The following is a 14,961-nucleotide window of genomic DNA, read 5'->3' on the forward strand; positions in this document are numbered from 1 at the left end:
CCCGGCGCGCGCTTGACGCGGCGCCTCCTGAACCGGTTCACTGAAACGGTTAACTGATGCGGTTCAGTAGGGGGCGGCGAGTGTCGGGGGTGGACGTCCACCAGCACCTCTGGGGGGCGCCCCTGCGTGCCGCGCTGCGCGCGCGGTCCGCCCCGCCGCGCCTGGACGGCTGGACCCTCCACCTCGACGGCGAGCCCCCGTACGAGGTGGATCCGCATGATCACGACGTGTCGCTGCGGGCCGCGCTCGTCCGCGCGGACGGTCTCGATCTCGCCCTGGTGTCACTGTCCTCACCGCTCGGCGCCGAACTGCTGCCCCCCGACGAGGCGCGTCCGCTTCTGGACGCCTACCACGACGGCGCGGCGGCGCTGCCGGAGCCGTTCCGGGCCTGGGCCGCCGCCTGCGTCACCGAGATCGACGCGGACGCGCTGGCCAAGGAGCTGGATCGCGGGTTCGTCGGGCTCCAGCTTCCCGCGAACGCGCTGCTGGACGCCACCGGTTACGAGCGTTGCGCGCCGCTGCTGGCCGTCCTGGAGGAACGCGGGCTGCCGCTGTTCGTCCATCCCGGCCCTGCCGCTAAGGCCGAAGGACCTGCGTGGTGGGCGGCCGTCGTCCCCTATGTGGGGCAGATGCACGCCGCCTGGTACGCGTTCCGCGCGTTCGGACGGCCCGCCTTCCCGCGCCTGCGCGTCTGCTTCGCACTGCTTTCCGGCCTGGCCCCCCTGCACGGCGAACGGGTCATGGCGCGCGGGGGCGGACGCGGCGAAATCGACCGGGACGCGTTCGTCGAGACGTCCTCCTACGGGCCGCGCGCTACCGACGCCATCGTGCGCGCGCTCGGCGTGGACGTCGTCCTGCACGGCAGCGACCGTCCCTATGCGGAACCGCAAGAGCTCGGCCTCGGCGAGGCCGCCCGCCACGCCTTCCGCGTGGCCAACCCGTACCGACTACTCAACGGAGAGGAGCGAACCCATGCCGTCTGACGCCGTTCTCATCGAGGGCAACTCCTGTAACGAGCTTTCCACGGCAGCCGAGCGGCCGCCTTTGCCGGCGCTGCCCGCGCGTGCGCTGGACAAGCGCGAACTGCTCGGGCTGGTGGACGGCCTGGCCGACCGGCCCGAGCTGTGGCGGCAGCACGTCGCCTTCTCCGACGAGGAACGCCACTACGCCTCCCTCTACCGGGACGAGTACGTGGACGTCTGGCTGCTGTGCTGGACGCCGGAGAACGACACGGGCTGGCACGACCACGACGTGTCGTCCGGCGCCGTCCACGTGGTGGCAGGCGAGCTGGAGGAGTGCAACCCGCGCATCGGCGGCGAGCACGTGCGCGTGCGCGTCGGCGAGGGCGCCTCGTTCTCGTTCGGGCCCGAGCACATCCACCGCCTCGTGGGGGCGGCCAAGTCGAGCGTGTCGATCCACGCCTACTCGCCGCCGCTGTGGAGGCTGGGCCAGTACTCGATCACCGACGACGGCGTGATGCGCCGGATCTCCGTCAGCTACGCGGACGAACTCCGTCCGCTGGAGAACTGACCCGGTCCGCGGGCTTCTTCAGCTGATCGGTGCCCGCGCACACGAGGACGGCTACGAGGAAGGCCACTGCGGCGCTTCTGAGGAGCCCGGCCTCGTAGTAGGCGTCCGTGGCGGCGCGGAGGGCCGCATAGCCCGCCGCGCCGCCGACGCCTGCCGCCAAAGCCAGCTGTCCGCACCACAAGACGACTCGTCCGCGCTCCTGGCCTCGGAGCGTTTCCCTTAGCGTGAGGACGACCGCCGCCCCGCACACTGCCAATCCGCCCGCTGCGGACAGCAGGGCTAGGCCGAAGTTCACTCCGTACCGGATGGGCAAGGCCGGGATGAAGAACAGGACCAGCCCCCACGTCAACCCGGCCGTCACAGTACGGACGGCCAGTCCGGGGTCTCCGCGCTCTCCGTATCGGGCGGCCCCCACGCGCGCGCACACGAGGACGGCCAGGGCGACGAGTGCCGAGGGCAGGCGTCCGGGCAGGTGGCCGAGGTTGTAGAGCAGGGCGGTGTCGTAGACGGTCAGGACGAGGTGGCCCAGCGCCCACGTGGAGACGCCGAACGCCAGCAACCCGGCGACGCCCAGACGGCGTTCGGCCTGGATGTCGCGGCGGGTCGTCCAGCCGATCCACAGGGGCGTGACGGCCGCCGAGGCCACCCTGATCGCGATGTCGGCCGCGGTGTACGGGTTGTGGAAGTCCCACTCGACCAGGCAGAACACGGTCGTGTAAACGGCCGAGGCGGCCCACAGGGGCAGGCCGTCCAGCAGGCGCCGGTACCAGCGGACGGACAGCCACCGCAGCACGGTCGCATACGCCAGCAGGACGAACGGCAGCTCAAGGAACGCCTGGACGCGCAGCACCGACGGCCCCAGCACGGACGGCTCGGGGAAGTGCGCGGCGAAGGACCGCATGGTCGGGCCGTCCGCCAGATCGAACCATCCGGTCGGCAGGTAGGGCGCGATGAACGACGTGCTGCCGCCGTGCTCGCGCAGGACGTAGACCGTGAACAGCACCTGGTTGGCGTAGACGAGCCCGGCCACCAGGACCAGGCCCGCCGCCGGGTGCACCACCCAGGCCCGCCATGACCGCCTGGCCGGGCTTGATCCGCTTGCCTGCCTCGATCCGCTTGCCTGCCTTGGCCGCCTCAGCTGGGGGCGTCCCATCAGGTCAGGTGAGCGTGGACGACTTGATGGCGACGAGCGCCAGGAGCAGGACGAGCAACGCGCTACCGGCCGCCGCCTGGACCAGGACGCGCCGGGTCTTTGGCGCGTAAGCGAAGGCCAGCGCGATGGCGCCGCCGGTCAGGAAGCCGCCGAGATGCCCCTGCCAGGACGTGAACCCGGCGGAGACCACCAGCCAGACGATCACGTAGAGGGTCTGCTGGTTGACCGCGCGCATGTCGTGGCCGAGGCGGCGGCTGAACACCCAGTAGGACGCGGCCAGGCCGAACACCGCGCCGGACGCGCCGATCGCCCCGGTCGAGGGTGCGATCAGGAACACCAGCACCGAGCTGCCCAGCGCCGAGAGCAGGTAGAGCGCCGCGTAGCGGGCCCAGCCGAGCATCTCCTCGGCGCGCCGGCCGAGAGTCCAGACCCACCACATGTTCAGCGCGATGTGCAGGACCCCGAAGCCGCTGCCGGGCGGCTGGTGCAGGAACGCGGCGGTGATCAGCCGGTACCACTCGCCGTGCGCGATGCCGATCTGCGTCCAGCCGGGCGGGACGCCGGAACCGTCGTCCACGAAGAGCTTGCCGCCGGGCGCGCGCAGGCCCGTGCCGAGCGCGTCGAGCTTGTCGACGATGCCGGGGGCCGCGAGCTCCAGCAGGTAGCCGAGCACGCACAGCCCGATGATCGTGTAGCTGACCCAGGGCGTGGCGCCGGCGCGCCCGCCGAAGACCGACCGGGCCTGCCGGATGCTCCGGTTCCCCTCGCGGACGCACTCGACGCACTGCTGCCCGACGGCCGCGTCCCGCAGGCAGTCGGGGCAGGCGTACCGGTCGCACCGGACGCAGCGCACCCAGGTCTCGCGCTTCGGATGCCGGAAGCACGTCGGGTTCTCAGGCGGCGTCCCGGAGGCGGCCTCCGGCGTGGTTCCGGTCTGGGTCTCGTCCGGGGTTCCGGTCGCGGGCCGCGCCGGTGCCTGCGCCGCTGTCGGGGGCTGTTCCGGGGTCTGCGCCGGGGGCTCGGCGGTGGTCATCGGGGCTCCGTTCGGGGGCTGGAGCCGCCGATCATAGCCACCGGAAACGACACCCGTGGCAGATCGGGATCGCTAGGATGCGCAACGACAAATACGAACAATGGTGGTTAATCGATGGCTGGTGGCCGCGTCCGCCGCAACGCGGCGTCCCTGCTGGTTTGTGCACCACTCCTGCTCGCGGGGTGCGCTTCGCGCGCGCACGAGACTCCGGTTGCGAAACCACCCCAAGCCGCTGACCGTGTCTCCGCTGGTGCGCCGGTCGTGATGTTCCTGGGCGACTCCTACACGGTCGGCGAGCGCGGCGTTCAGCCCGAGACCACCTATGCCGCCGCGGCGGCGCGCCTACTGGGCTGGCAGGTCGTCCTAGGCGGACGCGCCGGGACGGGCTTCATCGCACCCGGCTCCAAGCACAGCCCGTTCGGCAAGCTCTTCGAGGACCAGCTCGGCTGGCGTCCCGCGCCCGCGCTGCTGGTCGTGTCCGGCGGGCACAACGACGCGCACTACCCGGCCGGGAAGGTCTCGGACGCCGCGCGCACGCTGCTGCAGAAGGCGAAGGCGCGCTGGCCGCACACCCGGATCGTCCTGGTCGGGCCGCTGTGGGGCAACGACCACCCGACCGCCGGCGCGGTCGCGGTCCGGGACGGCCTGCGGACGGTCGCGGCGCAGCTGGACGTCCCGTTCATCGACCCGCTCACCGAGAAGTGGATCACCGGGGACCGGGAGCGCGGCGCCGGCAACGCCCCGCAGTACATCAAGCCGGACGGCACCCACCCGACTCCGGAGGGCCACCGCTACCTGGCAACCCGCCTCGCCGACGACCTCCGCAGAATCGGCCTGGCCCACCCCTCCACCGCCAGCTGACCGCCTGCCCTCTACGCCCCACGTGCCTGGCCCAGCGTGCTGACCGCTTGCTTAGGCGTGGCTGCCGATCCCTCGGCGAAGGCTTCGTTGAAGCCGTCCTCGCCCAGCGCGGACGCGGCCTTCGCGGCGATCCGATCGACATCGCCGCGCTCGGCCTCCGGGAGCGGCGCGCCGACCTCGCGCCGCGCCGCGTCGGCGGCTCCGAGCAGCCAGGCGCCCTTCCGCGCGTCCCCGGCCAGGACGGACACGCCCGCCATGCCCTCCAGCGACAGCGCGAGCGACCTCGGCTCGCCGATCTGCAACGCGATCGCGAGCCCCGCGCTCTGGTGCGCCTCGGCGGCCGCGGCGTCGCCGCGCAGCTCAGCGATGAACCCCGCCTCGGCGGCCATCAGGTGCTCCCCGAGCGGGGACGAGTCGTACTCCTCCTGAATCCGCGCGAGTTGCTCCTCGGCGGCGTCCAGGTCGCCGGAGCGGCGCGCGCCGAGCGCGAGGCCCATCAGCGCGTACACCTCGCTGTACCGGTAGCCCTGCTCGGCCGCCAGCCGCCAGGCGCGTTCGTGCAGCTCGCGGGCGTGGTCCCAGTCGCGCGCGAGCAGCGCCAGGCGGCCGAGCCCGGACAGCCGCTCCGACTCCTCGGCCCGCAGCCCGAGGTCCCGCGCGATCCGCAGCCCGTCCGCCTGGAGGTTCCGCGCCTTCTCGTACCCGCCCCGGACCTCGGCCAGCATCGCGCGCGGAAGGACGGTCTGGAGCTCGCCCCACTGGTCGCCCAGCTCCCGGAACAGCGCGGCGGCCCGCGTCCCGGCCTCGTTGATCGTGTCCAGCTCGCCGGCGTTCATCGCGTGCATGGCGCGCAGCGCGAGCGAGGCCGCAACGCCCCACCGGTCCCCCGAACCCGCGAACGCCTCGTGCGCCCGCGCATTGGCGTCCCTGCTCGCCTCCCCGCGTCCGGCATGAAACAACGCGTACGCGTACAACCAGAGCCCGCGTTCGTCTCCATGCTCCTGGCTCGTGATGACGGCCGTCGCATGCTCGCCCGCCGGAAGGGTCTCGCTATTTAGCGGGCCTTCAGCGCCCTGTTCCTGGGCCGGGGACGCTGTGTGGTCGCCGGTCAGGAGCGCGAAAGCCGTGTGGAGGTACCCGCCCTTGTCGTGCTCCGACAGGACGGCGCGGGCCTCGTGGAAGCGGCCGCGCATCAGCCACCACCAGGTCAGCGCGGCGGCCAGCCGGGACGCGTCGGACGGGGACGCCTCGTCCAGGGCGGCCCGGAGGTTCGCGGCGTCGGCGTCGAGGCGGGTGAGCCAGGCGCGCTGCTCACTGCCGCGCAGCCGGGGCTCGGCGGTCTCGGCGAGCGCGAGGAAGTGGCGGAGGTGCCGTTCCCGCGTGGCGGTGCGCTCCTCCGCCTCGTCCAGGCGCTCCAGCGCGTACGCGGCGACGGACTCCAGGAGGCGGTAGCGCGGGCCGTCCGGCCCCTCGGCCATGACGACGAGGGAACGGTCCACAAGCCGCGCGACCAGGCCGAGGACCTCGTCCGGGCGGACGCCCCCACCCGCGCAGACGGCCTCCGCCGCGGCCGGGTCGCAGCCGTCGCGGTGGACGGCCAGCCGGCGCAGTACGATCCGCTCCGCCGGGGTGAGCAGCTCCCAGCTCCAGTCGATCATGGCCCGCAGCGTGCGCTGCCGCGCCGGCGCAGCGCGCCGCTCGGTCGCCACGACGCGGAACCGGTCGCCGAGCCTCGCCGCCAGCTCCCGCGTGCCAAGGGCCCGGACGCGCGTCGCGGCGAGTTCCAGCGCGAGCGGGATGCCGTCCAGGCGGCGGCAGATCTCGGCGACGGCCTCGCGGTCCCGGTCGAGCGAGAACCCGGGCGCGGACGCGGCGGCGCGCTCCGCGAACAACCGGACCGCGTCGTCCTCCCCCAGCGGTTCGACCTGGTAGACCGTCTCGCCGTCCACCGCGAGCGGCTCCCGGCTCGTCGCGAGCACGCGCAGCCCGGGCGCGGCGCCGCGCAGCACCACGACCAGCTCCGCGACCGCCTCGACCACGTGCTCGCAGTTGTCCAGGACGAGCAGCACCCGCTGATCCCGCAACGCGAGCGCCAGCCGCTGCACCGGATCCTCGGGCACACCCCACGCCGCTCCCGCAGTGCCGGGCAACTCATCCCGAACCCCCAAAACCGCCGCGATGTGCCGCGCCAGCTCGGCAGGGCCTCCCTGCTGGGCCGTCAACTCGACAAGCCACGTCCCGTCCGCTTGCGCGGCCCCGCGCGCCGCCTCAAGCGCCAACCGCGTCTTCCCGACTCCGCCGGGCCCCACCAGCGTCACCAGCCGCCCCGCCCCAAGCAGCCGGACGACATCCCCCACACAAACGTCCCGCCCCACCAGCCCCGTAACCGGCACCGGCAGATTCGTCCCCCGTCCCGCAGCAGGCTGCTCGGGCGCGGCGGGTCGTACCGGTGCGGGCTGGGGCGTGAGGAGCGGATCTTGTCGCAGGATGGCTTCGTGGAGGGCGGTGGCCTCGGGGCCGGGGTCGATGCCCAGCTCGTCCGCCAGGAGTTCGCGCAGCTCAGTGAGGGTCGCCAGGGCCTCGCCCTGCCTTCCGGCCAGGTAGAGGGCCTTGGCATGGACGGTCCGCAACCGCTCGCGCAGGGGATGCTGCGCAACGAGAGCGGACAGTTCTCCAGCAAGGAGAAGGTGCTCCCCTGCCGCAAGACGCGCCTCGGCGTGCTCCTCCAGGACGGCGAGACGCTGATCGTCCAAACTCGCCGCGGCGGTGCGCGCGAACTCCTCGTCCGCCATGTCGGCGAACGCCGGGCCGCGCCACAGGGCCAGCGCTTCGGCGAGGACGGTGACGCGTGCGCGCGGGTCGTCCATCGTGCGCGCGCGTTCGGCGAGGGACGTGAACCGCTCGGCGTCCACGTCGTCCACTACGAGGCGGTAACCCGCCGCCGCCCGGACGACGCGCTCCCGCCCTAGGACGCGCCGCAGCATCGACACCTTCGCCTGGAGCGCATTGGCGGGGTTGCCGGGCGGGCGGTCGCCCCACAGGTCGTCGATCAGCCGGTCGGCGGAGACGGGCGCGCCCGGCCGGACGAGCAGGTCGGCCAGAAGCGCGCGCACCTTCGCCTCCGGGATCGCGACGGGCACGCCCCCGTCGTCCCACACCGCCACCGGACCGAGTACCCCGAACCGCACGTCGGCAGCCTATTCGGATCGACCATCAGCCGCCCGTCAGCGGTCCCGAAGTCCCGCGCGGCACTGTCGTCCCGATCGAAGGAGGCGACATGGTCACCACGCAAGAAGCCACGAACACCACCCCGGCGGCGCGATCCCGCCGGTTGCCGATGTCCCCGCTGCTGGCCCTGGCCACGGCCGTGTTCATCACGAGCCTGACCGAAACCCTGCCCGCCGGGCTGCTGCCCGCGATGAGCGCGGGCCTCGGCGTCGGCGAGTCCGCCGCCGGTCAGACCGTCACGATCTACGCACTCGGGACGGCCCTCACCGCCGCCCCGCTCACCGCTGCGACCGCCGCGTGGCGGCGCAAGCGCCTGCTCCTCACCACGGTGGTCGGGTTCGCCGTCGCCAACGGGGTCACGGCGATCTCGTCCGACTACGCGCTGACCATGGTCGCCCGGTTCGCCGCCGGGGTCGCGGCGGGCCTGGCCTGGGCACTGCTCGCCGGATACGCCCGCCGGATGGCTCCGCCCGAGCTGGAAGGCCGCGCGATCGCCGTCGCGATGGCCGGGATTCCGGTCGCGCTCTCCCTGGGGGTTCCGGCGGGCACCTTCCTCGGCTCGGCCCTAGGCTGGCGGACGGCTTTCTGGACCATGACGGCACTCACCGTCGTCCTGGTCGGCTGGATCGCCGCAAGCGTGCCCGACTTCCCCGGACGCCGGCGCGCAGCCGGAACGGCTCGACAGCGCGTGCTAGGCGTACCGGGCGTCGGGCCCGTCCTTTTCGTCACGCTCGTTTACGTCCTCGCCCACACCGTCCTGTACGCCTACGTCGCCGCCTACCTGGACGGCCTGGGCATGGGCGGCTCGACCGACGCTGTGCTGCTGGTCTTCGGCGCCGCGTCCCTGCTGAGCATCGCGATCGTCGGAGCGCGGATCCACCGGCACCTGCGGCTGCTCTCGCTGGCAAGCGTCCTGCTAGTGGCGGTGGCCACCGCCGTCCTGGCGCTGCTGTCCGACTCCCACGTCCTCGTCTACGCGGCGGCGGCGCTCTGGGGCCTCGGCTGGGGCGGAGCGCCCACCCTGCTCCAGACCGCCGCAGGCCAAGCGGGCGCCAAGGCCGGCGAAGAAGCCGCCGACGCCGCGCAAGCCCTACTCGTCACCCTCTGGAACGTGGCCATGGCAGCCGGCGGCATCGCAGGCGGCCTCCTCCTCCACCGCTTCGGCGCCTCCGCCCTCCCCTGGACGGCCCTCGCGCTCCTGGCCCCCGTACTGGCGGCCGTCATCACCTCGCGCCGCCACGCCTTCCCCGCCCGCTGACCCTGAATTCCTGGAAAGGAAGCATCGCCATGCTGAACGAGAACCCGCTCTCCCCCGCCCGCGTTGGTCGGCTCGTCCTGCCGAACCGGCTGGTCATGGCGCCGATGACGCGGAACCGCGCGGACGGCGACGGGGTGCCCGGCGCGCTGATGGCCGAGTACTACGCCCAGCGGGCGGCCGCCGGGCTGATCATCGCCGAGGCGGCGACACCGAACGCGGTCGGGCAGACCTATCCGAACATCCCGGCGATCCACGGTCCGGCGCACGTGTCCGGTTGGCGCGAGGTCACCGGGGCGCTGCGGGACGCGGGTGGACGGGCGTTCCTCCAGCTCCAGCACGGCGGACGCGTCGGACACCCCGACAACAGCGGCCTGCACCCGGTCGCGCCCTCGCCCGTCCCGCTGCCGGACACGATCCACACGCCGTCCGGGCCGGTTCCCGCGGTCGTCCCGCGCGAGATGACCAGGGACGAGATCCGCCGCACGGTCGAGGACTTCGCCGCCGCCGCGCGGAACGCGATCGACGCGGGCTTCGAGGGGGTCGAGGTGCACTCCGCGAACGGCTACCTGCTGCACCAGTTCCTCGGCTCGAACACCAACCTGCGGACGGACGGCTACGGCGGCTCGATCGCCGGGCGCATCCGCTTCACGCTGGAGGTCACGCAGGCCGTGGTGGACGCCGTCGGGGCGGACCGCGTCGGTGTCCGGATCTCCCCCGGAGTCACCGCCAACGACCTGCGCGAGGACGACACCGACGCGCTCTACCCCGTGCTCGTCCGCGAGCTGGCGAAGATCGGCCCCGCCTACCTGCACGTCGTCCACGCCGACCCCGCTACGGACCTCTTCCGGACGATCCGCGCCCTCTGGCCGACCACGCTCATCGCCAACCCGAAGCTGGACGACCTGACCACCGAGGACGTCACGCGGAAGGCGGAACTCCTCGCCGAGGAAGGAGCCGACCTCGTCGCCCTCGGCCGTCCCTTCCTCGCGAACCCGGACCTCGTCGAGCGACTGCGCACAGGCGCGCCGCTCAACCAGATCCGCGACCAGTACCTCATGTACACAGGCGGCCCGACCGGCTACACCGACTACCCGACCCTCGATCCCGCCCCCTCCGCCCATGCCGCATGAGCCCCCGATGCAAAACCCCGCCCGAGCCGGGCGGGGTTTTGCATCGGTCGGTGCATTACAGCGGGCGGTGTGTTACAGCGGGCGGTGTGTTACAGCGGGCGGTGTGTTACAGCGGGCGGGCCAGGGTGAGGGAGAAGTCGCCGGCCTCGTCCGTCCAGAACTCGGCCAGGCGGAGGCCGGCGGCGCCGAGTTCGGTCGCCATGCGCTCGCGGCGGAACTTGGCGGAGATCTCGGTGCGCATCTCCTCGCCCGCGGCGAACTCGGCGGTCAGGTCGAGCGCGCCGATCCGGACGGTCTGGTCGCGCAGCGAGCGCAGCCGCATCTCGACCCACTCGTCGGACGGGTTCCAGACGGACAGGTGCTCGAACGCGTCGAGGTCGAAGTCGGCGTCCAGCTCGCGGTTGATCACCCGCAGCACGTTCTTGTTGAACTCGGCGGTCACGCCGGACGCGTCGTCGTAGGCCCGGACGAGCCGGTCCTCCTCCTTGACCAGGTCGGCGCCGAGCAGGAGCGCGTCGTCCGGGCCCATCGTCTCGCGCAGCGCGCCGAGGAAGCCGATCCGTGCTGCGGGCGGCATGTTGCCGATCGTCCCGCCGAGGAACGCGATCAGGCGGCGGCCGCCGGTCGGCAGCAGGTGCAGGTGCTGCTCGTAGTCGGCGACGACCGGACGGACCGCGATGTCCGGATGGTCGGCGGCGATCGCGGCGGCGGCCTCGCCGAGGAACTCGCCCGACACGTCCACCGGGACGTAGCTGCGCAGCGTCCCGGCGAGCGCGGTGAGCAGCAGCCGGGTCTTCTCGCCGGAGCCCGCGCCGAGCTCCAGCAGCGTCGTCGCGCCCGTCAGCTCGGCGATCTCGTCCGCGCGGGCCTTGATGATCTCCCGCTCGCGGCGGGTCGGGTAGTACTCGCCGAGCCGCGTGATGTCCTCGAACAGGGCGCTGCCCCGCTCGTCGTAGAACCACTTCGGCGGCAGCGTCTTCGGGCTCCCGGCGAGCCCGTCGCCCACGTCCCGGCGCAGGGACTTGGCGAGGTCGTCGGCGGTGAGGAAGAGTTCCACAGATACTCCAGGTCAGAGGGGCAGGACGCGGGCGCCGGACGCGAGGTCGGCGGCCACGAGGGAGCCGTCGGGAACCGCCTGCCAGGCGGGGTCGGGGTCCAGCGGCTCGGACGCGAGCCACACCGCGTCCGGCTGGATCCGCAGGAACAGCGAGTCGCCCCGCGTGGTCGCCGCGAGCGACGTCCCGTCGGCGGCGAGCAGGTTGAACCGGCCGGACGCGAGCCCGGTCACGGCCCGGACGGTCGCGGCGAGCCCCTCGGCGAGGGACGCGCCGTCCCGCCAGTGCCGGGCGGCGATGGCGAACAGCAGGGCCGAGTCCACGGGCGCGCGGGCGTCGGGCACCTCGGCGAGGTCCCCGGCCAGCTCGCGCAGCTTGGCCTCGACCCCGGCGAAACCGTCGATCTTGCCGTTGTGGCTGAACAGGCGGGTTCCGGCGCGGAACGGCTGGGCGCACGACTCGTCCACGGGGAAGCCGGTCGTCGCCGACCGGATCGCGACCACCGCGCACGGCGCGGAGACCGCGCGCGCAACCTCGCGGAACGAGGCGTCCGTCCAGATGGGCTGCGCCCGGCGGAACCGGAACGCCTCCCCCGCCTGGTACCAGCCGGCGCCGAACCCGTCCGCGTTGAGCAGGTTCCCCTGCGTCATGCGCGGCGCGTACGCCTGGTGCTCCATGCTGTGCTCCCCCGCGTACACGAGGTCGTACAGCGGACGCGCCGGCCCGAGATAACCCAGATGCCGACACATCACAACCACCCCCCACAACGGAGTCCGTGTAGCGGACGTGCCGAACCGAGGCGTCCAAGACAGCGGCGCATCAGGAGCACCTCCCAAGGTGGGTGCCGTTCAACGGACGGGCCGAACCGCGGTGTCCGAGCTGGCGAGACATCAGAGCCACCCCCCGCATAGGGGAGGGCGTGTGGCGGATGCGCTGAAGCGAGGTGTTCTTGACGGCGGGCATCAGAGGGACCTCGCGCAGCGGAAGCCGCTGAAGATCTGGCGGCGGATCGGGTAGTCCCAGTTGCGGAACGAGCCGCGCACGGCCAGCGGGTGCGTCGCCCAGGAGCCCCCTCGCAGGACCTTGTAGTCAGGCCCGAAGAAGACCTCCGAGTACTCCTTGTAGGGGAAGGACTGGAATCCGGGGTAGCCGTAGAAGTCGGTGGACGTCCACTCCCACACGTCACCGATCATCTTGCGCACGCCATAGGCGGACGCGCCGGACGCATAGGTTCCGGACTCGGTCGGGTGCAGAAGGCGCTGGCCGAGGTTGGCGCGTCCCTCCTCCCAGGTGTCACCCCACGGATAGCGGCGGGAACGCCCGGTTTCAGGGTCGTGCCTAGCGGCCTTCTCCCATTCGGCCTCGGTGGGCAGCCGCTTGCCCGCCCAACGGGCGTACGCGTCCGCTTCATACCAGCACACGTGCTGGACGGCCTCGTTCGGCGGCAGGGGCTCGACGCGTCCGAAACGACGTCTCACCCAAGTTAGACCCTCTAGCGTCCAGAAGGCGGGTGCGCGCTTGCCGGAGGAGTTCCGCCATTCCCAGCCGGCCTCCGTCCACCAGCGGGGCTCGTCGTAGCCGCCGTCCTCGATGAACCGCTGGTAGGCGGCGTTGGTGACGGGCTCGGTGTCGATGTAGTAGGCGGGGACGTCCACCACATGGCCCGGACGCTCGTTGTCGTAGGCCCACGGGTCGTCCGAGGTGCCCATGGTGAACGGCCCGGCCGGCACCAGCACCTCGGACGCCTCGACGAGCGAGACCGGCAGATCCGGCGCGGCGCGGTCGAGGAGCGCGGGCTCGCCCTTCCGCAGCTGGTGCGTCGCGAGCATCGTCTCGTCGTGCTGGTGCTCGTGCTGGACGACCATCCCGTACACGAACCCGCCCGAGGTGAGCGGGTTCGCCGGGTCGAAGCGCACCCGCTCCAGGGAGTCGAGCACCTTCGTCCGGACCTCGGCGATGTAGGCGCGCGCATCGTCCGGCGACAGCAGCGGCAGCGTCGGACGCGCCGACCGCGGATGCTCGAACGCGTCGTACAGGTCGTCGATCTCCGGGCGCATCGGCGTGATCCCGGCGGCGGCGCGCAGCAGCCACAGCTCCTCGTAGTTGCCGACGTGCGCCAGGTCCCAGACCAGCGGCGACATCAGCGGCGAGACCTGCGCGGTCAGCTCGGGCCGCGGCAGCGCCCCGGTGGTGAGGCCCAGGCTGCGGTCGCGCGCGGCGGACAGCTCCGCCGCGACCAGTTCCTTCAGGGCGTCCTCGTTCGGCGCGCCCTCGGTCGGTGCGGTCAGCATCGGGAGGCCTCCTCGGCGAACGCGGGGCTGAGGCCCCGCTCGACGTAACGGTCGGCGTATTCGGCGACCACCGGGACGAGCGCGCCCGCGCCCATCCGCGGAAGCGCGGCGAGCGCGGCGCCGAAACACGTCCGCGCCGCCTCGGCGAGCACCGGATCGGCAAGCCCCCTCCGGGCCGCCAGAACCCACCAGTCCCCAGCGCCCGCGCCGTTCACACCGCCCCCGGCGCACGCGCCGGGCACAGCGCGCGGGTCGGACACAGCGCGCGGGTCGGACGCGGTGGCGGTGTGCGGGTTGGCGGGGGCGGGTGGGGGGAGGGTGAAGGGGGCGGTGGCGGCCTCGGCGGCGGCGGAGGCTTCGGGGTCGTCCAGGAGGGCGGTCGCCAGCGCGACCGGGACGGCCCAGTAGGGCTCGGGCAGGGCGTCGATCATGCGCAGTTCGAGCCAGCCGCGCGGGCGGACGGGCGGGAACAGCGTGGACAGGTGGTACTCCAGGTCGGCGGCCGTCGGCTCGCCCTTGTCCAGCCACTCGGCGAAGGTCATGCCGGGGTCGGAGATCCAGCGGTCGCCCGGCCCGCGGACGAGCATGACCCGCGCGTCCAGCGCGTACCGGGTCCAGGCGTCGGCGGGGCTCTCGGCGGCGTCGGCCAGCACCGAGCGGGTGCGGCACGGGTCCAGCTCGGTCCAGATGGCCTGCCGGGTGGACGCCCAGCCGGTGCGCCGCCCGGCGCGCCAGGGCGAGTTCGCGAAGGCGGCGACGAGCACCGGGCCGAGCGCGTGCACCAGCCGCCAGCGCCGGGCCGCGTCCGCCTCGTCCGCGCCGATGTCCAGGTTCACCTGGACGGACGCGGTGGAGCACATCATCTGCGGCCCGACGTCGGGGAAGCCGCGCGCGACGTAGTAGTCGCGCATGGACAGGTACCGCGGGTGCTCGCTCTGGAACCCCGGCGGACGGTGCGGATCGACGCCGTGTCCCGTGAGGGCCAGCCCGGCGGGCGCCAGGGCGGCGCGGACGTGGGCGATGTCCCGGGTCAGCGCCCCGTGCAGCAGGGCCAGGTTCGGAAAGGGGGCGGAGCTCAGTTCCAGCTGGCCGCCGGGCTCGTAGGTGACGGTGCTGCCGCCGGGCGGGGGCCCGGCCCGCTCGACGGCGGCGCGGACGGGCGCGGCCGGGACCGGCGCCCCGGGCTCGCGCGGATCGGTGACGAACCATTCGGTCTCCGCCCCGACGGTTCCGGGCGGTCCGGTCTTGAAGCACGTGCCGACGACGTGGCGGCGGACGTCCCCGGGGCGCAGGCGGCGAGAATTCTCGATCACAGGTTCGAATCCTTCCCTGCTGAAACGCATCAGGAATCATGTGATTCAGCTAACAATCCCCAAACGGGCCCCAAATCGGCAGGAAGCGCCGCCCTTCCGGATCTTCCGG

At 73.0% G+C, this 14,961-nt stretch carries 12 protein-coding genes; 5 read left to right on the forward strand and 7 right to left on the reverse strand.

Going from position 1 to position 14,961, the window contains the following annotated elements; genetic code table 11:
* The first annotated feature begins 56 nt into the window (after positions 1-56).
* The gene (locus tag FHU30_RS26125) at positions 57-983 is read left to right on the forward strand and encodes an amidohydrolase family protein (RefSeq protein ID WP_253879235.1); all 927 of its coding nucleotides are present in this window, start codon (positions 57-59) and stop codon (positions 981-983) included.
* Positions 973-1,530 carry a cysteine dioxygenase gene (locus tag FHU30_RS26130; RefSeq protein WP_253879236.1) on the forward strand — a complete coding sequence of 186 codons (558 nt, stop codon included), beginning with the start codon at positions 973-975 and terminating at the stop codon, positions 1,528-1,530. Before FHU30_RS26125 ends, FHU30_RS26130 begins: the two co-directional genes overlap by 11 nt.
* Here the strand turns inward: FHU30_RS26130 and FHU30_RS26135 are convergent.
* Both FHU30_RS26135 and FHU30_RS26140 read right to left on the reverse strand, forming a co-directional pair.
* Positions 1,493-2,590, reverse strand: coding sequence for a hypothetical protein (locus FHU30_RS26135; RefSeq protein ID WP_253879237.1), 1,098 nt, complete (start codon positions 2,588-2,590; stop codon positions 1,493-1,495). The genes FHU30_RS26130 and FHU30_RS26135 overlap by 38 nt on opposite strands.
* Positions 2,591-2,687: 97 nt before the next feature.
* On the reverse strand, positions 2,688-3,716 hold the full coding sequence (locus FHU30_RS26140; protein WP_253879238.1) for a rhomboid family intramembrane serine protease: 1,029 nt from the start codon (positions 3,714-3,716) through the stop codon (positions 2,688-2,690).
* Between the two features lie 264 nt (positions 3,717-3,980).
* On the opposite strand from FHU30_RS26140, the gene FHU30_RS26145 reads away from it, so the two are divergent.
* Positions 3,981-4,577, forward strand: coding sequence for an SGNH/GDSL hydrolase family protein (locus FHU30_RS26145; RefSeq protein WP_253879623.1), 597 nt, complete (start codon positions 3,981-3,983; stop codon positions 4,575-4,577).
* A gap of 11 nt (positions 4,578-4,588) precedes the next feature.
* Here FHU30_RS26145 and FHU30_RS26150 read toward each other — a convergent pair whose 3' ends face one another.
* On the reverse strand, positions 4,589-7,765 hold the full coding sequence (locus FHU30_RS26150; RefSeq protein WP_253879239.1) for an ATP-binding protein: 3,177 nt from the start codon (positions 7,763-7,765) through the stop codon (positions 4,589-4,591).
* Positions 7,766-7,854: 89 nt separating this feature from the next.
* Here FHU30_RS26150 and FHU30_RS26155 point away from each other — a divergent pair, with 89 nt between their 5' ends.
* On the forward strand, positions 7,855-9,063 hold the full coding sequence (locus tag FHU30_RS26155) for an MFS transporter (protein ID WP_253879240.1): 1,209 nt from the start codon (positions 7,855-7,857) through the stop codon (positions 9,061-9,063).
* 29 nt (positions 9,064-9,092) lie between these two features.
* On the forward strand, positions 9,093-10,193 hold the full coding sequence (locus tag FHU30_RS26160; RefSeq protein WP_253879241.1) for an alkene reductase: 1,101 nt from the start codon (positions 9,093-9,095) through the stop codon (positions 10,191-10,193).
* A 106-nt stretch (positions 10,194-10,299) separates the two neighbouring features.
* Here the strand turns inward: FHU30_RS26160 and egtD are convergent, their stop codons facing one another.
* The 4 genes from egtD to egtA form a co-directional block, all read right to left on the reverse strand.
* Positions 10,300-11,250, reverse strand: coding sequence for an L-histidine N(alpha)-methyltransferase (egtD, locus tag FHU30_RS26165; RefSeq protein WP_253879242.1), 951 nt, complete (start codon positions 11,248-11,250; stop codon positions 10,300-10,302).
* Positions 11,251-11,262: 12 nt separating this feature from the next.
* Positions 11,263-11,997: an ergothioneine biosynthesis protein EgtC gene (gene egtC / locus FHU30_RS26170; protein ID WP_253879243.1), complete on the reverse strand. Its 735-nt coding sequence runs from the start codon at positions 11,995-11,997 to the stop codon at positions 11,263-11,265.
* Positions 11,998-12,210: 213 nt separating this feature from the next.
* Positions 12,211-13,539 (reverse strand): ergothioneine biosynthesis protein EgtB, encoded by a 1,329-nt coding sequence (egtB, locus tag FHU30_RS26175; protein WP_253879244.1) that lies wholly within the window; start codon positions 13,537-13,539, stop codon positions 12,211-12,213.
* Complete coding sequence (gene egtA, locus FHU30_RS26180; RefSeq protein ID WP_253879245.1) at positions 13,533-14,852, reverse strand: ergothioneine biosynthesis glutamate--cysteine ligase EgtA; 1,320 nt, start codon at positions 14,850-14,852, stop codon at positions 13,533-13,535. Before egtA ends, egtB begins: the two co-directional genes overlap by 7 nt.
* Positions 14,853-14,961: the final 109 nt, after the last annotated feature.

The organism is Actinomadura rupiterrae (assembly GCF_024172125.1).
GTDB lineage: Bacteria > Actinomycetota > Actinomycetes > Streptosporangiales > Streptosporangiaceae > Spirillospora > Spirillospora rupiterrae.

What these genes read in the sequence shown, in the direction of transcription:
- FHU30_RS26125 (WP_253879235.1), top strand. Translation starts at nt 57, where the DNA reads ATGCGGTTCAGTAGGGGGCGGCGAGTGTCGGGGGTGGACGTCCACCAG.
- FHU30_RS26130 (WP_253879236.1), top strand. Translation starts at nt 973, where the DNA reads ATGCCGTCTGACGCCGTTCTCATCGAGGGCAACTCCTGTAACGAGCTT.
- FHU30_RS26140 (WP_253879238.1), bottom strand. Translation starts at nt 3,716, where the DNA reads ATGACCACCGCCGAGCCCCCGGCGCAGACCCCGGAACAGCCCCCGACA.
- FHU30_RS26145 (WP_253879623.1), top strand. Translation starts at nt 3,981, where the DNA reads ATGTTCCTGGGCGACTCCTACACGGTCGGCGAGCGCGGCGTTCAGCCC.
- FHU30_RS26155 (WP_253879240.1), top strand. Translation starts at nt 7,855, where the DNA reads ATGGTCACCACGCAAGAAGCCACGAACACCACCCCGGCGGCGCGATCC.
- FHU30_RS26160 (WP_253879241.1), top strand. Translation starts at nt 9,093, where the DNA reads ATGCTGAACGAGAACCCGCTCTCCCCCGCCCGCGTTGGTCGGCTCGTC.
- egtC (WP_253879243.1), bottom strand. Translation starts at nt 11,997, where the DNA reads ATGTGTCGGCATCTGGGTTATCTCGGGCCGGCGCGTCCGCTGTACGAC.
- egtB (WP_253879244.1), bottom strand. Translation starts at nt 13,539, where the DNA reads ATGCTGACCGCACCGACCGAGGGCGCGCCGAACGAGGACGCCCTGAAG.